17 protein-coding genes are annotated in these 18,361 nt (G+C 73.2%); 6 read left to right on the top strand and 11 right to left on the bottom strand.

Features of this window, described 5'->3' with window-relative positions:
* Positions 1 to 14 precede the first annotated feature (14 nt).
* Entirely contained in the window at positions 15 to 602 is a 588-nt protein-coding gene (locus tag ABZW17_RS07475; RefSeq protein ID WP_354810686.1) for a hypothetical protein, read from the bottom strand.
* A 171-nt stretch (positions 603 to 773) separates the two neighbouring features.
* Here ABZW17_RS07475 and ABZW17_RS07470 point away from each other — a divergent pair, with 171 nt between their 5' ends.
* Entirely contained in the window at positions 774 to 1,169 is a 396-nt protein-coding gene (locus ABZW17_RS07470) for a CBS domain-containing protein (RefSeq protein WP_354810684.1), read from the top strand.
* Between the two features lie 3 nt (positions 1,170 to 1,172).
* Here the strand turns inward: ABZW17_RS07470 and ABZW17_RS07465 are convergent, their stop codons facing one another.
* Positions 1,173 to 2,147, bottom strand: coding sequence for a hypothetical protein (locus ABZW17_RS07465; protein ID WP_354810682.1), 975 nt, complete (start codon positions 2,145 to 2,147; stop codon positions 1,173 to 1,175).
* 169 nt (positions 2,148 to 2,316) lie between these two features.
* Positions 2,317 to 3,294 carry a nitroreductase gene (locus tag ABZW17_RS07460; RefSeq protein ID WP_354810680.1) on the bottom strand — a complete coding sequence of 326 codons (978 nt, stop codon included), beginning with the start codon at positions 3,292 to 3,294 and terminating at the stop codon, positions 2,317 to 2,319.
* A gap of 164 nt (positions 3,295 to 3,458) precedes the next feature.
* Between ABZW17_RS07460 and ABZW17_RS07455 the strand changes: the two genes are divergently transcribed.
* From ABZW17_RS07455 to ABZW17_RS07445, 3 genes are read left to right on the top strand one after another with little or no spacing between them, the layout of a single operon-like run.
* A complete protein-coding gene (locus ABZW17_RS07455) occupies positions 3,459 to 3,914 on the top strand; it encodes a universal stress protein (protein WP_354810678.1) in 456 nt (151 codons plus the stop codon).
* 33 nt (positions 3,915 to 3,947) lie between these two features.
* On the top strand, positions 3,948 to 4,700 hold the full coding sequence (locus tag ABZW17_RS07450; protein WP_354810676.1) for a metalloregulator ArsR/SmtB family transcription factor: 753 nt from the start codon (positions 3,948 to 3,950) through the stop codon (positions 4,698 to 4,700).
* The gene (locus tag ABZW17_RS07445) at positions 4,697 to 5,083 is read left to right on the top strand and encodes a VOC family protein (RefSeq protein ID WP_354810674.1); all 387 of its coding nucleotides are present in this window, start codon (positions 4,697 to 4,699) and stop codon (positions 5,081 to 5,083) included. Before ABZW17_RS07450 ends, ABZW17_RS07445 begins: the two co-directional genes overlap by 4 nt.
* Here ABZW17_RS07445 and ABZW17_RS07440 read toward each other — a convergent pair.
* From ABZW17_RS07440 to ABZW17_RS07410, 7 genes are all read right to left on the bottom strand, one after another.
* A complete protein-coding gene (locus ABZW17_RS07440; RefSeq protein ID WP_354810672.1) occupies positions 5,071 to 7,698 on the bottom strand; it encodes a cation-transporting P-type ATPase in 2,628 nt (875 codons plus the stop codon). The two genes, ABZW17_RS07445 and ABZW17_RS07440, sit on opposite strands and share 13 nt — an antisense overlap.
* On the bottom strand, positions 7,695 to 8,408 hold the full coding sequence (locus ABZW17_RS07435; RefSeq protein ID WP_354810670.1) for a hypothetical protein: 714 nt from the start codon (positions 8,406 to 8,408) through the stop codon (positions 7,695 to 7,697). Before ABZW17_RS07435 ends, ABZW17_RS07440 begins: the two co-directional genes overlap by 4 nt.
* A complete protein-coding gene (locus ABZW17_RS07430) occupies positions 8,405 to 8,800 on the bottom strand; it encodes a hypothetical protein (RefSeq protein WP_354810668.1) in 396 nt (131 codons plus the stop codon). The genes ABZW17_RS07435 and ABZW17_RS07430 overlap by 4 nt, the downstream gene beginning before the upstream one ends.
* Before the next feature lie 4 nt (positions 8,801 to 8,804).
* Positions 8,805 to 9,890, bottom strand: a complete 1,086-nt coding sequence (locus ABZW17_RS07425) for an acetate kinase (RefSeq protein WP_354810666.1) — start codon at positions 9,888 to 9,890, stop codon at positions 8,805 to 8,807.
* Between the two features lie 11 nt (positions 9,891 to 9,901).
* Positions 9,902 to 12,517 (bottom strand): GNAT family N-acetyltransferase, encoded by a 2,616-nt coding sequence (locus ABZW17_RS07420; RefSeq protein WP_354810664.1) that lies wholly within the window; start codon positions 12,515 to 12,517, stop codon positions 9,902 to 9,904.
* A 66-nt stretch (positions 12,518 to 12,583) separates the two neighbouring features.
* Positions 12,584 to 12,994, bottom strand: a complete 411-nt coding sequence (locus ABZW17_RS07415) for an Hsp20/alpha crystallin family protein (RefSeq protein ID WP_354810662.1) — start codon at positions 12,992 to 12,994, stop codon at positions 12,584 to 12,586.
* 304 nt (positions 12,995 to 13,298) lie between these two features.
* Positions 13,299 to 14,993, bottom strand: a complete 1,695-nt coding sequence (locus ABZW17_RS07410) for a GAF domain-containing protein (RefSeq protein ID WP_354811002.1) — start codon at positions 14,991 to 14,993, stop codon at positions 13,299 to 13,301.
* 146 nt (positions 14,994 to 15,139) lie between these two features.
* On the opposite strand from ABZW17_RS07410, the gene ABZW17_RS07405 reads away from it, so the two are divergent.
* A complete protein-coding gene (locus tag ABZW17_RS07405; RefSeq protein ID WP_354810661.1) occupies positions 15,140 to 16,129 on the top strand; it encodes a nitroreductase family protein in 990 nt (329 codons plus the stop codon).
* Between the two features lie 27 nt (positions 16,130 to 16,156).
* Here ABZW17_RS07405 and ABZW17_RS07400 read toward each other — a convergent pair whose 3' ends face one another.
* On the bottom strand, positions 16,157 to 16,795 hold the full coding sequence (locus ABZW17_RS07400) for a response regulator transcription factor (RefSeq protein ID WP_354810660.1): 639 nt from the start codon (positions 16,793 to 16,795) through the stop codon (positions 16,157 to 16,159).
* 164 nt (positions 16,796 to 16,959) lie between these two features.
* Here ABZW17_RS07400 and ABZW17_RS07395 point away from each other — a divergent pair, with 164 nt between their 5' ends.
* Positions 16,960 to 18,354, top strand: coding sequence for a cytochrome ubiquinol oxidase subunit I (locus ABZW17_RS07395; RefSeq protein ID WP_354810659.1), 1,395 nt, complete (start codon positions 16,960 to 16,962; stop codon positions 18,352 to 18,354).
* The last annotated feature ends 7 nt before the right edge of the window (positions 18,355 to 18,361 follow it).

The raw sequence follows: 18,361 nt of genomic DNA, 5'->3' as shown, positions 1-18,361 counted from the left end.
GATTCTCTCCGTTCTCAAGAATGGGTCGTGCGGTCCTGGCCGGCGAACCACTCCTGCTGCCAGCGGGCGTAGCGCAGCCGGTTGAGAAAGAACACCGAAAGCCGGTAGGCGACGGCCAGCAGGATCAGCGCCGCGAGCCACAGGCCGAGCCCGACACCGGCGGCGTCGATCACCACGGCCGCGCTGCTGAGCGGCGGGTCCACCGGGTTGCCGGCGGCGTCCACCCAGATCGGCAAGGTGTATCCCTTGCGGGTGCCCTCGTCGGCGACGACCCGGCCGACGCGGCGGGTCCCGTCCGGCAGCACCCAGGTCGCGTCCGTGGGGGCGCCGTTGCCGGTGATGCCGCTGCGCGGACTCACCGTCAGTTCCGGACCGTCGGCGAGCAGGGTCGCGGTCACCAGGGTGCGCTCGCTCGTCTCCTGGGCCGACCGGCCCTGCTGGCGCACGAAGGTTTCCGAGCCGAAGCTGGCGGCCACCGGCAGCGCGGCGAGCGCGAGCAGCAGCACGAAGACGAGCAGGCCGCCCTGGACGTGGTCCGACGGGCGCGCCACCGAACCGTGGCGGGGAAAGAGCGTGCGCCACATCCGCGCGAGCCGGTTCATGGTGGTGTCCTTTCGTCTCCCCTTCAGGATCACCGGACGCCCGGGTCTGCCGAAGAGGCGTTGGACCCCGGACCGGAGTCCGTCGGCGGGCGGCCCGGGGACTTAGGACCCTGTGCCGCCCGCGGAACCGGGCGGGATGGTCGGCACACCCGACGAAACGGAGCACGGACCATGCGCGCACGCGAGATCATGACCACGCCGACGTTCGCCCTGACCCCGTCGGCGACGCTCGAAGAAGCCGCGCGGATGATGACCGCGCACGGGTTCACGACGATGCCGGTGGTCGACGCGGACGGGCGGCTGCTCGGCCTGCTGTCCGAAGAGGACATCCTGCGCACGCCGGCCCCGCCCGGCGACCCGGACACCGGCGTGCTGCTCGGCAGCGCCCCGCGCACGGCAGGCTCGGCCATGCGGACCACCGGACTGGCGGTGCCTGCCGACACCGAGGTGCCGGAGCTGGCGCGGCGGATGACCGACGCCGGGGTGCGCTCGGCGCCGGTCGTCGAAGACGGGCACGTCGTCGGGATGATCACCTTCCAGGACGTGCTGCGGGCCGGGCGGGCCTGAACGTCACCCGGCCGGGGTCCGGTGGGTCAGCACCTCGTCCACCGGACGGCGGCCGGTCAGCCGCGTCGGGTAGCCGTAACCGATGCGCAGCAGGGTGTGCGGCTGCCCGAGGCCGGCGTAGAGGCGGTCGAGCGACTCGCGTGTGTGCGGGGTTTCGAACGGCTGCGACAGGAACGACGTCGCCAGCCCTTCGGCGGTGGCGGTGAGCAGGACCCGCTGCATGGCCATCCCGGCCCGCACCTCCGCGTGCGGGCCGCGGTCCCGGGTCAGCACCGCGCCGAGCAGCGGTTCCCGCTCGTACTCGCGCGCGGGCAGGTCCGGGTTCTCGTGCGACGCGCGCAGCGACACGACACCGTGGCCGTGCGGTGGCGGGCCGGAGGCGATCTTCGGGACGCCGTCGGGGCTTTCGGGCTCGCGGTGGGTCCAGAACGCGGCTTCGGCGCGGAACCCGTCGTCGTCCGCCTGCAGCGCTTCGGCCCGCCGGATCAGTGACGCGACCGGGGTGTACCGGCCCGACGCGTCGAGGTAGTCGATCTGCCCGCCTTCGTGCAGGGCCGCCGACTTGAGCGCCGCCCGCACGACCGGCGGCACCGCCTTGTCCAGCAGCGGGCGGCGGTTCGTGTGCCGCCGGAAGACGGCCTCGGCGAGCTTGCGTTCCGCCGCGGCGGCCTTTTCGTTGCCGTCGAGCCGGATCACCGCGACGAGGTCGGGTTCGGCCGGGTCGGGCAGGAGCCGCACGACCGCGGCGAGCCCGTTGGCCCGCAGGCTGACCTGCAGGTTGAAGGCGGCGGCACCACAGGCGAGCCGCGCCTCGCGCCCGTGCGGGTCGGCGACGGCCAGCACGCGCTCGCGGTCCAGCCACACCTCGATCACGTCGTGCTCGACGACGAACCGCCAGGGCTGCGTGTTGTGCGGCGACGGCGCGCGCACGGCCGAGGCGAGGGCCTGGTCGAACACACTGGGCAGTGGTCGGTTCATCGTCGGGCTCCGGTGTCTGGGGAACGAACCCGTCCAGCATCACCGGCGGCCGCCAAGCGCCGCGACGGCCGCGCGTCACGAACGGTGAGGACCAAAGACCTTCCGCGGCACGTGCGCATCGCGAGATCGACGTAGAGCAGTGGTGCCGACGGCACCCGGTCCGGGTTGGTCATCGGCGCGACCGGGATCCTGGAGGTGGGAACAGCTCGCCGAGCGGGAGTCGGGGTGAAGGGGCGGCAGGGACGGCCGGGTAGCCGAACCGGAAAATCGCCTGCGGGACGCCGGGCAGGGCCAGCTCGGAGACCAGCCGTGCCCGGAAGCCGGTCAGGTGCAGCGGCTGGGTGAGCACGGACCCGACCAGCGCCTTGGCCGCCGCGGTGAGCCAGACGCGCTGGAGCGCCGCGCCGGCGGCGAGGTGGTCGGTGCGGGTGTCGCCGTCGGTGCAGAAGATCAGCAGGTTCTCCGCGGCGAGCCGGTCGGCGAGGACAGCGTCGTCCGGGACCGGCGTGACCGTGCGGACGAGCCCCGCGACCGGCAGGGCTTCGGGGCTGAGCGCGCCCTCGGCGATGCCGTCACCGTGCGCGTCCCACCCGTGGGCGTGGGCCGTCCACCCTTCGAGCTCGCGCTGGTAGCCGCGGTCGTCCCGGAGGACGCGCGTGGCGAAGCCGAGGAGCTCGGCCAGCTTGTCCAGCCGGCCGGGCACGACGACGTGCACGCCCGTCGTGTCGCCGGCGGCGACCAGGGCCCGGTGCACGGCCGTGGGCACGCGGTTGTGGAAGAACCGGTGCCGGTGGCTGCGGCGGCGGCCGATCGCCTGGTACAGCAGGTAGTCGCGGCTGGAGGTGGCGCGCGGGCGGCCGAGCGTCACGGCGGCCACGACGTCGCCGTCGGCTCGTGGCTCGACGTGGCAGTCGCGGCCGAGGGCGTGGACCGCGAGTTCGAGGTTGGTCAGCGCGGCCCCGCAGGAAAGCAGCCGGTCCCGGCCGGACGGGTCGTGCCGTCGCAGCCGGACCTCCCGGCGCTCCAGCAGATCCACCTCGGTGCCGCGGACGAGCAGCTGCCACGGCTGGCTGTTGTGCACCGAAGGCGCGCGGCTCACAGCGCGCGCGAGGACGCCGAGCTGCTCGGTGGTCAGGGCGGCGATCATCGCGGTCACTCCTCGTGGCGGAGCCGGGTGCTCCGCCCATGGTCGCGGTGGCCGCGGGACGGCACCGGAGCACAAAGTCCCCCGGTCCGGCGGAATTCGTCCCCTACCCGGCCGCAGCCGGCCGGCCGCACGATCGGGGCAGCACCGGAGGAAAGAAGGAGATCATGAGCACTGGTCGCGTCATCATCGTCGGCACGGACGGTTCACCCCGCGGCGACGCGGCACTGCGGTGGACCCTCGAAATCGGCGCCCACGCGGGCGACACGGTCCGGGCGATCCTCGTCCGGCCGCGGGACACGCTGCTGCCCGGCACGTCGTTCGCCATCCAGCCGCACGGCCGGGTCCCCGAGGCGGACTACTCGCTCGACGCGCGCGTGCGCGAACTGGCGACCGAGACGCCGGCCTCGGTCGAGACCCGGACGGTCCACGGCGACCCGGCCACGGAGCTGGTGACGGCCTCGGCGGACGCGGACCTGCTGGTACTGGGCGCCCACCGCGGCGGGGCACTGGCGGACCTGGTGCTGGGCAGCGTGGGGCGCGAGTGCGTGCGGTACTCGCGGTGCCCGGTCGTGGTCATCACCCCGGAGGCGGCGCACCGGCTCACGCCCGCCGACGCCTAGATACATCAATCCATATTGATGTATTCTCCGGGCGTGCCGACAGCCGATGCGCCCGGAACGCCGCCGCCCTTCGTGCGGCTGCTGAGCGACCCGCTTCGCTGGCGGCTCGCCCGTGAGCTGGCCGCGGGCGACCGCCGGGTCCGTGAACTGGTGTCCGCGCTCGGCCAGCCGCAGAACCTCGTCTCCTACCACCTGCGACAGCTGCGGGACGCGGGGCTGGTGACGTCCCGGCGCAGCAGCTTCGACGGGCGCGACAGCTACTACCACCTGGACCTGGCCCGCTGCAGCCGATCGTGGTCGGCGGCCGGTGCGTCGCTGCACCCCGGCCTGGCGGCCGGCACCGGCGCGCGGGTGGGCGCGGCGCGCGTGCTGTTCGTCTGCACCGGCAACAGCGGCCGCTCCCCGTTGGCCGAGGCGTTGCTGCGTCACCGGACCGGCCCGGGTGTCGAGGTGACGAGCGCCGGCAGTCACCCGAAGCCGGTGCACCCCGACGCGGTACGCGCCGCGGCCGAGTACGGCATCACGTTGACGCACGAGCCCACGCACCTGGACTCGCTGCGGCGGCGCCGGTTCGACCTGGTGATCAGCTTGTGCGACCGCGTCCGTGAGGTCTGCCCGGAGTTTCCCGGCCGTCCCGAGGCCGTCCACTGGAGCATCCCCGACCCCGCAGGCGAGGCGGACACGCTGTCCGCGTTCCGCCGGACGGCCGCCGAGCTCGACGGCCGGATCCGGTTCCTGATCCCCGTGCTTTCGGCTCCGGCGAAGGAAGAGGAGGACCGGCCATGACCGATGACCCGGCCGCCCTGGTCAGCGTGCGGTACCTGGTCGACGACGTCGAAGCGTCGCTCGGCTTCTACACCACCCACCTCGGGTTCACCGTGCGCTTCAGCGCGGCTCCCGCCTTCGCCGACGTCGTCCGCGGGCACCTCCGCCTGCTGCTCAGCGGTCCGGCCAGTTCCGCGGGCCGCGCCATGCCCGACGGAACCCGGCCCGGCCCCGGCGGGTGGAACCGCATCCACCTGATCGTCGACGACGTCCACGCCGAGGTGGCCCGCCTGCGTGCGGCCGGCGTGTCCTTCCGCAGCGACGTGGTCACCGGTCCGGGCGGGCAGCAGATCGTGCTCGACGATCCGAGCGGCAACCCGGTCGAGCTGTTTCAGCCCGCGTGAGACGAGGGGCTGTCCTTCTGGCGGGTGGCCCACCGGAAGACCTCGTCGGCACCCCAGACCAGCACCGGCATCGGGAGCAGCATCGCCACCACCCAGGCCGGCAACGCCGCCGTCCCGAACAGCGTCTGCAACGGCGGCAGGTAGATCAGCGCCGCCGCGAACACCAGCTCGAACACGATTCCGCCCAGCAGCAACCGGTTCGTCGTCAGGCCCACCGAACGCAGCGACACGCGCTCGGTGCGGGCCGCGAACGCCGTGCCCACCTGACAGGCCACGATTGCCGCGAAGCTCGTCGTCGTCGCCTGGAGGTAGGCCGCGTGGAGAGCGCCCGAAGAGACGTCGGCGCCCGGGTGCCAGCCCGCCGCGTACAGCACCGCGAAGAACGCTCCCAGCACCAGCACTCCCGACAACAGCCCCATGATTCCCCAGGCGCGCAGGAGCATCCGGCCCGTGACCACGCCTTCGGAACGGCGGCGCGGACGGCGGGACATCAACCCGGGCTCGGCCGGCTCGCGCCCCAAAGCCAGGGCAGGCAACGTCTCGGTCCCGAGATCGATCGCGAGGATCTGCAGCACCGTCAACGGCAGCGGGATCATCCCGCCCGACACCGCGAACAGCAGGAACGGCAGCACCTCCGGCACCGCGTGCGCGAAGATGTACAACACGAACTTCCGCACGTTGTCGAAGACCCGGCGCCCTTCCCGGACCCCGGCGACGATCGTGGCGAAGTTGTCGTCCGTCAGGACCACCGTCGCCGCTTCCTTGGCCACGTCCGTGCCGCCGACGCCCATCGCCACGCCGATGTCCGCGCGGCGCAGCGCCGGGGCGTCGTTGACGCCGTCGCCGGTCATCGCCACCACTTCGCCGCAGTCGCGCAACGCGTCCGCGATGCGCAGCTTGTCTTCCGGGGCCGCGCGCGAGAACACGATTTCGCCGTTGGCCGTCAGTGCCTCGTCGAGCGCGGGTTCCGGCAGGTCGGCCAGTTCCTCGCCGCTGATCACGCGGTCCGCGCCGATTCCGACGCGGCGGGCGATCTCCGCCGCCGTGCGGCCGTTGTCCCCGGTCACCACGTGCACCCGGATGCCCGCCGAACGGCAGTCCGCGACCGCCGCGGCGACCTCGGGCCGGGGCGGGTCGACCAGGCCCACCAGACCGAGCAGGGTCAGATCCCGCTCGGCTTCCTCGCGGCCGGCCGGCAGCCCGGCCACCCGGCGCGAGGCGACCGCGAGCACTCGCAGAGCCCGGCCCGCCATCTCGTCGACGAGCGCCAGGAGGCGCGCCCGTTCCTCGGCCGGCATCGCGCAGCGGGGCAGGACCTGCTCCGGCGCCCCCTTGGTCGAAATCCGCAGGGAACCGTCGACGAGATCCACAGTGGACATTCTTTTGAGGCGCGGGTCGAACGGGTACAACGCTCTCCGAGCCGCGTCCCGGGTGGACGGATCGGCGCCGTGCGAACTCGCGTACCGCAGCAACGCGAGTTCGGTGGGATCACCGCTCGACCCGGTCACGTCAGCGGTGCTGCACCGGGCCAGCGCCTCGGCGAGCGACTCCCCCAACGGGTGCACCTCTTCGACGCTCATCTCGTTGCGCGTCAGCGTCCCGGTCTTGTCGGTGCAGATCACCGTGGTCGATCCCAGCGTCTCCACCGCGGACAGCCGCTTCACCAGCGCCCCCGCCTTCGCCATCGACCGGACCCCCGCGGCCAGGGCCAGGGTGATCGTCGGCAGCAGGCCTTCGGGGACGTTCGCCACCAGCAGCCCGATCGCGAACACGAACGCCGCCGACCAGGACAGCCCGGCCAGCCAGCCCAGCGGCAGGAAGCCGATCCCGACGACGACCGCGACCAGCGCGATCAGCCACGCCACCCGCCGCACCTGGCGTTCCAGCGGGCTTTCTTCCCGCCCGACGCGCGAGGAGAGCGACGCGATCCGGCCGATCTCGGTGTGCCGCCCGGTGGCGTGGACGACCGCGTGCGCGGCCCCGGCGACGCACACCGTGCCGCTGAAGACGAGGACCGGCGAGTCGAGCGGGCGCGCCGCGTCGTCGGGGGTGTCGGCCATCCGGGTCACCGGCACCGACTCCCCCGTCAGCATCGACGCGTCGACGTCCACCGTGCCGTCGATCAGCCGCGCGTCGGCGGGGATCCGGTTGCCCTCCTCGAGGACGAGGACGTCACCGGGGACCAGTTCGACCGCCGGGACGTGCCACACCTGGCCGTCGCGCAGCACGGGCGCCCGGTCGGGCAGGTACTTCCCCAGCGCCTCGACCGCCTTTTCCGCCTGCTGTTCCTGGACGAACGCCAGCAGGCCGTTGAGCAGGATGACGCCGGCGATCGCGATCGCCAGGTTCGTCGTCCCGGCGACCCAGGCCAGCCCGCCCGCGACCCACAGCAGCAGCGCGAGGGGATGGATCAGCTGCCGCAGCAGGGCCAGGGGCCAGCGGTGGCCGCCGTGCGCCAGCAGCGCGTTCGGGCCGCTCACCTGCAGCCGGCGGGTGGCTTCCCGGGCGGTCAGGCCGGTCGGGGTGGTCCGCAGGTCCCGCAGCAGCCGGGCGACCGGCTCCCGCGCGTCGACCGGCGGCGCCTCGGCCGGGTTGCTCTTCAGGTGCGTGGTCATCGTGCCTTCCTTCGCTTCGGGGTGGCGAGGCCGATCAGCAGCAGTCCCTGCGGGACGCCGGGCAGGATGTCGGTCTGGCGGACCCGCTCGGCGGGGGTCAGCCGGGGTAACGGGACGCTCCTTGACGCGAACCCGCGGACCACCGCAGCCAGCCGGGTGCCGTGCAGCGCGGCCCCGGCGAGGACGTGGTGCCGGCGGTCGTCGCCGGGGGTGGTGACGAGCAGGGCCGACTGGCCGGTGACGTCGGCGCCGAGCTGCGCCAGGGCCGGCACCCAGCCGGGCCGCACGATCCGGACGTCGGTCTCCGGCCAGAAGTCCTCGCCCACCAGCGCACCCAGGACCGCGAGACTGACCGGCCGCAGCTCCGGTTCCGCCAGCTTGCGCAGGGCCACGTACCGCGCCCACTCGGCGCTCGACGGCGGCCGCGCCCCACCGGCCCGGACGACCGCCGCGACGTCGGGCCGGTCGGCGTCGTACGGGAACACCACGACCGGATCACGGCCCAGGACCCGCAGCACCGTCCAGACGGTCGACAACGCCGCACCGCACTCGAACAGGGCCGCGGTGCCCGCCCGGTCGCGCCGGGCGGGCGGTTCGGTCAGGACGACCTCGTCCGGCCGCACCTCGGCGACGCACCGGTTCGGGCCCAGCCGCACCAGCGCGTCGCCGAGCACGGCGCGGGACGAGGTGTCCCAGCGGAACCCGCTCATCTGCCCGGGCGCACCGGGAGATGCCTGGTGGCGGCCCGGCAGGTGGCCAGCAGGCCGTCGACGTCGATCACGGTGACGCGGTTGTCGAGGCCCGGCGGGATCTCCGCGCGGACGTCGGGGTCCGGGGAGACCAGGGCGACCGGCACGTGGTCGCGGACGGCGCACACGACGCCGAACTCGCGCGCGGTCAGCTCGGGTTCCCGGCCGCGGACGTCGACGACGAGGTCGGGCTGGGCGAACGGCTCGTCGAGCGGGCAGCGGCCGCCCGGGGCGAGGGCGCGGCAGAGCCCGGTGCGGTCGTGGCAGCGGCTGACCAGGCAGCCGGCGTCGCGCAGGGGCTGGACGAGGAAGTCGGCGTCGCCGAAGGACGCTTCGGTCAGCAGGACGTGCACGGGGTCACCTCACGGATACTCGGGCGAGCGCCTCTTCGGCGCCGCGGGCCAGCTCCAGGTCCTCCCGGGGCCGCACGATCAGGGCGGGCACCGGGGATTCCGGCCGGGTGACGACCCGGTCGACGTCGGTGTGCGGGACGGCTCCGGCCCGCAGGCCGAGCACGCCCAGCCCGTCGACGACGGACGTGATCAGCTCGGGCTGGTGCTCGGCGACGCCACCGGTGAACACCACCGCGTCCAGCCGGGACAGGCTCGCCGCCGCCGCGCCGATCTCCCGGCGGAGCCGGTGCCGGTAGACGTCGAGCGCCACCGACGCGTCGCGGTCGCCGCGAGCGACCGCGGCGAGCACGCGCCGCAGATCGCCGTCGGTGCCGGTCATCCCGGCCAGCCCGGAGCGGTGGTACAACGCGTCGGCCATCTCCGCCGCGCTCATCGGCGCCGTCTGCATCACGTGCAGCAGCAGGCCGGGGTCGACCGAGCCGGACCGGGTGGCCATCATGGCGCCTTCGAGCGGCGTGAAACCCATGCTGGTGTCGACGCCGTGGCCGTCGCGGATCGCGGTCACCGACACGCCGGCGCCGACGTGCGCGCACACGAGCTGCAGCTCCTCCGGCGCTCGGCCCAGCAGCTCGCCGGTGCGGTGCAACGAGTACTGGCAGGACAGGCCGTGGAAACCGTAGCGGCGCAAGCGGTTCTGCACGGTCCACGCCCGGGGCAGCGGGTACCGCGCGGCCGCTTCCGGCATCCGGGCGTGGAAGGCGGTGTCGAAGCAGGCCACCACCGGCACGTCCGGCAGCAGCCGCCGGACCTCGCGGGTCACCGAAACCGACAGCGGCTGGTGGTTCGGCGCCAGGGAGGTGAGCCGGTCGAGGTTGGCGAGCAGGGCGTCGTCGACGCGTGCGGGAGCTTTCTGCGAGCCGCCGTGGACGAACCGGACGGCGACGGCGTCCACCTCGGACCAGCGGCGGATCGCCTGGCCGACCACGGCCGGATCGGTCTGGTTCCAGGCGGCCCAGCCGATGGCGGTGCCGTCGGCGACCAGCGACACCTTCACGCTCGACGAGCCGGGGTTCAAGGTCAGCACACGCACGGGTCGCTCCTTCAGTCTCGCAGGTGGCGCAGGAACGGGTCTTCGGCCGCGACGGGCGCCACACGGGCGCGGACGTCCAGCGCCACGCAGCCGTTCGCGCGCACACGCACCGGGTTGAGGTCCAGTTCGGTCAGCTCCGGCACGAGCTCGGCCAGGCGGCTGACCTTCAGCAGCAGCTCGCGCACCGCCGCCCGGTCCAGCCCGGACGCCCACAGCGGCTTCGACGAGCGCAGCCCGTCCAGGAGCAGGTCCGCGTCGGCGCCGGTGAGCGGCGCGAGCCGGGCGGCGTGGTCGGCGATCAGGTCGGTGTCGACGCCGCCCAGTCCGAACACGACCAGCGGCCCGAACACCGGGTCCGAGCGCACGCCGACCAGCAGCTCGCGGCCGGGTTCGGCCATCGGCTGGACCGTCACGCCACGCAAGGCGGACCCGAAGCGCGCCCGCAGGGTCCGGAACGCCTCCAGGATTCGGTCGGCTCCGCGCACGTTGAGCAGGACGCCGCCACCGGCGGTCTTGTGCAGCAGGCCCTCGGCGTCGGCTTTCAGCACGACCGGCGAGCCGAGGTCGGCGGCCGCGGCGTCCATCGAGTCGCCGGCTTCGACGTAGTGGGTCTCCACCATCGGGATGTCGGCCAGGCGCAGCAGCTCGACGGCGTCGGCGGGTGGGAGCCAGCCTTCGCGTTCGCCCGCGAACACCCGCAGGGCGTCCGGATCCGCCAGCGGCTCCAGGTGTTCGCCGGCTTCGGGCCGGTTCAGCCACTGCTCGTACCGGACGAGCCGGGCCAGGACCGCGGCGGCCGCGGCCGGGTCGTCGTAGCAGGCGGTGACGCCGCGGCCGGGCACCAGCGGCGCCACCCGGGCGCGCTGGCCGGGCCGGACCGCGAAGACGGTCTTGTACTCGGGTGGGAGCACCGCGGCCAGCGACGTACCGGGGTCGCCGACCGCGGTGGGCACGGTCGCGGCGATGACCGCGTCGACGCCGTCGTCGTCGAGGACCGCGCGCAGGGCGTCGGCGAACACCTCGGGCGCGACGGCCGCGGTCGTGTCGACCGGATTGCGCAGCGCCGCTTCGGCGGGCAGCAACTTGGCGAGACTGTCCCGCGTGTTCTGGGACAGCTCGGCCATGACGAGGCCTTCGCGCTCGCAGGCGTCGGCGGCCAGAACTCCGGCGCCACCGGCGTTGCTCACCACGGCCACCCGCGGGCCGCCGGGCAGCAGCTGCCAGGACAGCCCGGCGATGACGTCCACCAGCTCGGCGACGGTGTCGACGGCGATCACGCCGGCCTGCTCGAACAGCGCGTCCCGGGTGACGGCGGGGGTGGCGGCCGCGGCGGTGTGCGAGGCGGCGGCGCGCTGGGCGGTGTCGCCGCTGCCGGAGCGGACGGCGAGCACCGGGCGGGTGCGGGCGAGCCGGCGGGCCAGCCGGCCGAACTTGCGGGGATTGCCGAAGGACTCGAGGTAGAGCACGGCCAGTTCGGTGCGCCGGTCGGTGGCCCACCACATCAGCAGGTCGTTGCCGCTGACGTCGTACTTGTCGCCGGTGGAGACCAGGGTGGACATCCCGAGGCCGAGGTCGCCGAGGGATTCGGCGAGCGCGATGCCGACGCCGCCGGACTGGGTGACGACGCCGATGTTGCCCGGCCGGACGGGCGTGGCGAGGAAGGTGAGGTCGTAGGGGCGGACCGGGTCGGTGGAGACGACGCCGAGGCAGTTCGGCCCGACCAGCCGCAGGCCGTACTCGCGCACGGCCGCGTGGACGCGCTCGCCCGCGCCGGTGCCGGTGAGCCCGGAGGAGATGATGACGACGGCCCGGACCCCGCGTTTCCCGCACGCTTCGACCGCGTCGGCGGCGGCCGGTGCGGGCAGGCAGATCACCGCGAGCTCGGGGGTGTGGGTCAGTGCCGCGACGGACGGGACGCTGGGCACGCCGAGGATCTCGTCCGCGTGCGGGTTCACCACCTCGACCGGGCCGGGGAAGCCGGCGGCGATCAGGTTGCCCAGCACGGCGTGCCCCACCGAACCCGGGCGGCGCCCGGCGCCGATCACGGCGATCGAGGACGGCCGGAACAGGTGTGCCAGGCTGGCCGCGTCGGCGATCGAGTCGCGCTCCAGCACCGCCTCGACGTACGCGGGATCGTCTTCGAGCACCATCACGACGTCGCGTTCGGGGCCGCCGACGCTGGCCTCGAAGCTCAGGCCGAGGTCCTTGAAGACGTGGATGACGTTGGCGTTCTCGGCCAGCACTTCGGCGAGGAACCGCTTCAGGCCGGTCTTCCGGGCGTGGGAGACGAGGTGTTCCATCAGCAGGGTCGCCACGCCCTGGGTGCGCACGGCCCCGTCGACCACGAGGGCGACTTCGGCGTCGGCGGCGTCGTTCAGCACCTCGTAGTTCGCGACGCCGACCAACGCGCCACGCCGGTAGCAGCCCACGGCGTAGTGGCCGGGCCCGGGCTCGGCGGCGATGTCCGCCGCCAGCTTGTCCAGGGTGTTCGGGCGGGCGCCGAAGAACCGGAAGTAGGTGTCCCGCTGGGTGAGCCGGGTGTGCAGAGCGAGCACGTCGGCCGTGTCGGCCGGATGCAACGGGCGCACGAGCACCACGTCGCCGTGCGCGAGCAGGGCCCGGGTCATCGTTTCTCCTCAGGGCATGAGGGTGGGCGCGGCCGACCGAGGGCCGCGCCCACCGCGGAGGGTCACCTAGTCCTTGGTGACCTGGATCTTGACGTGCTTGTCGCGCGGGTGCTCCGAAATCGGCATCGAAACCTCGAGGATGCCGTCGGTGTACGTCGCCTTGACCTTCGCCGGGTCGGCTCCGGCCGGCAGGCTGACTGTGCGGCTGAAGGTGCCGTAGTAGAACTCGCTGCGGCCGCCTTCGGCGGTCTCCTTCGCCTCACGCTCGGCGGAGATGGTCAGCAGCCCGTTGTGCGTGGTCACGGAGATGTGCTTCTCCGGGTCGAAGCCGGGCAGTTCGGCCCGCACGAGGTACTTGCCGTCCTCAGCGGACTCCTCGATCCGGACCGGGTTGTGCTCGGCGAACGGCCAGGGGTGTTCCAGCCACGCCGCGATGCTCGGCAACGCCAGGCGTGAGCCCGGCACCAGGGCAGTCATCCGTTCCTCCTTCCGTGCGACATCCGGTGTCGCAGGACAAGGAGACCTCGGGAAGGTGGCCGGGCGACGCGGCCGGATTGCCCGAACCGGGAGGACCTTCGTCACCGAAGCCGGGCGCGAGGACCCCGGGGCCGGCCTGGCCACCGCAGCGGCCCCGCCCGGGTCGCCGGCTACCCCGCGGCGGGCCGGGCGATGCCGGACCTGACCGAGGAACAGCCGGCGGCGATGGGGGAACTCGAGGTCGAGGCCGACCAGGGCGGTGCTTCCCGCCGCTCAGCCGACCGGGTGCGGAGCTCTCGGCCGCTCAGGCGAGCGGCGCCGACCACTCGACCTTGACCCCGCCCTCCGGCCCGTTCCCCACCGAGAACGTCCCGCCCGACGCCTCCGCCCGATCGCGCAGATTCCCCAGCCCGCTGGGCGAGATCCCCTCCGCCAGCCCCTTGCCGTCGTCGGTCACGGTGATGCGGATCGTCTCCTCCTTCACCGCGATCGACACCGAGACCGCCGAGGCGTCCGCGTGGCGGACCGCGTTGCTCACCGCTTCGCGCACCACCGCCTCGACGTGTTCGGCCAGCTGGGCCGGCACCGTGTCGATCGGGCCGGACATGCTGACCGTCGGCTGCAGCGGGGCGTCGTCGGTGAGCTCGGCGATCGCGTCGTGCAGGCGGTGGCGCAGGCGCACGCCCGTCTCGCCCGCCGCGCCGCCGTGCAGGTCGAAGATCGCCGTGCGGATCTCCTGGACGATCTCGTGCATCTGCTCGATGCTGTCGCCCAGGCGCTTCTGCAGCTCCGGGGACTTCGTCCGCCGCTGGGTGCTCTGCATCGACAAGCCCACCGCGAAGAGCCGCTGGATGACGTGGTCGTGCAGGTCGCGCGCGATCCGGTCGCGGTCGCCGAGCACGTCCAGTTCGCGCGCGGCCCGCTGCTGCGCGGCCAGCTGCAGCGCCAGCGCCGCCTGGTCGGCGAAGGACGCCACCACCGACAGCTGCGTCGCTTCGAACGAACCGGCGCCGGCCTCGCGGGCCGCGATCAGCACGCCGGTCGTCCGGTCGCCCGCCCGCAGCGGAACCACCATCGCGGGCCCGAAGCGGTGCTCGCGCAGGGCGAGCTCGGGCACGCTGCGCGGCGTCCGGTCCCGGTACACCGAGCCGGGCACGCTGTCCTCGATGTCGATGCGCGTCCCCGACAGCTCGGCCGCCCGCATCCCCGCGCACACGGTGACCGTCAGGTCGTCGACGGCGTCACCCCAGTCCTCGTCGACGTCCAGCCGCCCGGAGTTCGGCAGCGCGAGCATCGTGACGTCGGAGCCGGTCAGCTCCAGCGCGCGGCTCGCGATCAGGGTGAGCGCCTCGGCCGGGTCGGTGCCGCCCAGCAGCTCGGTCGTCACCTCGCTGGTCGCGGCCAGCCACTGCTGCCGCACCCGCGCCTGCTCGTAGAGGTGCGCGTTCTCGATCGCGATGCCGGCCGCCGCGGCCAGTGCCTGCACCACGACCTCGTCGTCGTCGGTGAACGGCTCGCCGTTCTTCTTCTCGGTCAGGTACAGCCGGCCGAACACCTCGTCGCGCACGCGCACCGGCACGCCGAGGAACGAGTGCATCGGCGGGTGGTGGGCGGGGAAGCCGACCGACGCCGGGTGGGCGGAGATGTCCTCCAGCCGCAGGGGTTTCGCCTCTTCGATGACCACGCCGAGCACGCCGTGGCCCTGCGGCAGGTCGCCGATGAGACGGCGGGTTTCGTCGTCGATGCCGATGTGGACGAATTCGGACAGCGACCCGTCGTCGGCGAGCACGCCGAGTGCGCCGTACTTCGCCTCCCCCAGCTCGATGGCGGCCTGCACGATCCGCGTCAGCGTCGTGTCCAGCTCGAGCCCGGAGGCGACGGCCAGCACCGCGTCGAGCAGGCCGTCCATCTTGTCGCGGGTGCCGATCAGCAGCTCGATCCGGTCCTGCAGGTCACGCAGCAGCTCACGCAGCCGAAGGCCGGACAGCGTGCCCGCCATCCGCCGTGGCTCCTGCCCGGCTTCGCTCACCAGGACCTCCGCATCATCGGTGACTTTGTCCCCTTTCCGCGGCGCCGCGGAAAGGGGACCGTCGACGGAAGCTTCCGGATCGACCGCGTACCGGTCCCCGGCACCGAGGGGAAACCATGACACTACCCATCACCTCGATCGGCCTGCTGGACCCCGATCAGGTGAAGTCCGTGATCGGCGCGGCGGTGCTCGCGCCGTCGACGCACAACACGCAGCCGTGGCGGTTCCGCTGCACGCCCGCGGGCCTCGAGCTGCATGCCGACCCGGACCGCGCGCTGCCGGTGGCCGACGCCGACCGGCGCGAGCTGCTGCTGTCCTGCGGCGCCGCCCTGTTCAACCTGCGCACCGCCATCCACGCCCTCGGCGCCCACCCGGCCACGACGCTGTTCCCCCGGCGCGACGACCCGACGCTGCTGGCCGTCGTCCGCCCGTTCGCCGCCCGGCGGCCCGATCCCCGCCTGGTCGAGCTGGCGGACGCGATCCCCCGCCGGCACACGAACCGCACGCCGTTCGAGGCCGGCGTGGTGCCCCCGGCCCTGGTCGCCGACCTCCGGCACGCCGCCGAGGTCGAGCAGGCCTGGCTGCCGCGGCTGGCCGCGAACCAGCTGGCGGGGCTGCGGGAGCTGGTGCACAAGGCCCACCACGCCCAGGTCGCCGAGCCGGCCTTCCTCGCGGAGTGGCGGTACTGGACCGCGCGCACCCCGGACACCCGCGACGGCGTCCCCGAGTTCGCGGCGGGCGCGATGCCGTCGGACAACGGCGGCTGGGTCCTGCGCGACTTCGGCACCCGGCGGCGCGACCGCACGGACCACTCCGAGCCCCTGGTGGTGGTGATCGGCTCGTTCGACGACACGAGGACCGACCGCCTCCGCGCCGGTCAGGCGATGCAGCGGGTCCTGCTGACGGCCACGGCGGCCGGGCTCGACGCGTCGTTCATCTCCCAGCCGGTGGAGGTCCCGCCGGTCCGCGCGGAGCTGCGCCACCTGCTCGGCGGCGGGCTGTGGCCGCAGATCGTGCTGCGCCTGGGCCGGGGCGCGCCGGTGCCGTGGACACCGCGGCGCTCCCTGGACGACGTCCTGCTGGCACCTTCGCGGCTGAGTGCCTGAGGGACTGAGTGCCTGAGGGCCTGAGCGCTAGCCGCCCTGGTTGCGCAGTTCGGTGGCCAGCACCGCGGCCTGCGTCCGCCGCTCCATCCCCAGCTTCGTCAGCAGCCGCGAGACGTAGTTCTTCACCGTCTTCTCGGCCAGGAACATCCGCTCCGAAATCTGCCGGTTGGTCAGGCCCTCGCCGATCAGCTCCAGCAGTTTCCGCTCCTGGTCCGACAAGTCGGCCAGGGGTCCCTTCTTGGCTTGGCTGTCGCGCAGCTTCGCCATCAGGGCGGCCGCCGCGTGCGCGTCGAGCAGGGACTTGCCCGCGCCGACGTGCTGCACCGCCGAGACCAGGTCCATGCCCTTGATGTCCTTGATCACGAACCCGCTCGCCCCGGCCATCACCGCGTCGAGCATCGCCTGCTCGTCGGTGTAGGACGTCAGCATCAGGCACTTCAGCTCGGGCAGCTTGGAGCGCAGCTCGCGGGCCAGCTCGATGCCGTTGCCGTCGGGCAGGCGGACGTCCAGCACGGCCACGTCCGGGTTCAGCGCCGGGATGCGGGCCAGTGCCTGCGACACGCTGCCGGCCTGGCCGACCACCGTGAGGTTTTCGTCCTCGTCCAGCAGGTCGGCGACGCCACGGCGGACGACCTCGTGGTCGTCGACGAGGAACACACGGAGCATGGAAAACCTCCCGGGAAACGGGTCGGACACGCTCAGCGTACGACCGCAAGGCCCTGCGCGGCAGGGACCCGTGGCCGTCCCGGAAGTGACCAAGGACCCTAAGGCCGGACGCCGCCGGCACCGGATGCTCACCGGGCAACCCGCGAACGAGCAGGAGATACCGGATGAGCGCCCTGGACCTCGCCCGATGGCAGTTCGGGATCACCACCGTCTACCACTTCCTCTTCGTCCCGCTGACCATCGGGCTGTCCTTCCTGGTCGCCGGGATGCAGACGGCCTGGGTGCGCACCGGGCACGACCGCTACCGCCGGATGACGAAGTTCTGGGGGAAGCTGTTCCTGATCAACTTCGCCATGGGCGTGGCGACCGGCATCGTGCAGGAGTTTCAGTTCGGGATGAACTGGTCGGACTACAGCACGTTCGTCGGCGACATCTTCGGCGCGCCGCTGGCCATCGAGGGCCTGCTGGCGTTCTTCCTCGAATCGACGTTCCTCGGCCTGTGGATCTTCGGCTGGGACAAGCTGCCGAAGAAGCTGCACCTGGCCACGATCTGGCTCGCCTCGATCGGCACCGTGCTCTCGGCGTACTTCATCCTCGCCGCCAACTCCTGGATGCAGCACCCGGTCGGCTACGCGGTCAACCCCGCCACCGGCCGCGCGGAGCTCAAGGACTTCGGGGCCGTGCTCACCAACTCGACCGCCGTCGGCGCGTTCGCGCACACCATCACCGCCTGCTTCCTCACCGCCGGCATGTTCGTCGTCGGGATCAGCGCCTGGCAGCTGCGCAAAGGCACCGCCGCGGACGTCTACCGGCCGTCCATGAAGCTCGCCCTGGTCACCGTGCTGCTCGCGAGCCTCGGCGTGATCGTCACCGGTGACCTGCAGGCCCGGCTGATGACCGAGCAGCAGCCGATGAAGATGGCCGCTGCCGAAGCGCTGTACGACACCGTCGCCCCGGCGTCGTTCTCGCTGTTCACCATCGGCTCGCTCGACGGCTCGCAGGAGAAGTTCAGCATCCGCGTCCCCGGCGTGCTGTCCTTCATGGCCACCGGGAAGTTCGACGGCCGCGTCGAGGGCATCAACGACCTCCAGGCCGCCGAACGGCAGCAGTACGGGCCCGGCGAGTACCGGCCGGACATCCCGGTCGCCTACTGGACGTTCCGCCTGATGATCGGCTTCGGCTTCCTGTGCCTGCTGATCTCGCTGGTGGGGCTCTGGCTGTTCCGCCGCGGCCGCACCCCGCGCGCCCGCTGGTTCTTCCCCGTCGCCACCCTCGGGCTCGCCCTGCCCTTCCTGGCCAACAGCGTCGGCTGGATCTTCACCGAGATGGGCCGCCAGCCGTGGTCGGTGTTCGGCGTGCTCAAGACGGCCGATTCGGTGTCGCCCACCGTGCCCGCGGGCAGCGTGCTGACGTCGCTGATCGTGTTCACCCTGCTCTACGGCGTGCTCGCGGTCGTCGACGGCGTGCTGATGGTCCGCTACGCCAAGGCCGGTCCCCCGCCACCGGAAGCACCCGCACCCGAGTCCGACGAGCCGCGCCCCGCGGCCTTCGCCTACTGACGAAAGC

It is taken from the genome of Amycolatopsis sp. NPDC004625 (assembly GCF_040609695.1).
Lineage (GTDB): Bacteria > Actinomycetota > Actinomycetes > Mycobacteriales > Pseudonocardiaceae > Amycolatopsis.
The sequence above is the reverse complement of the archived record's forward strand: the minus strand, read 5'-3'. Positions and strand labels throughout refer to the sequence as shown.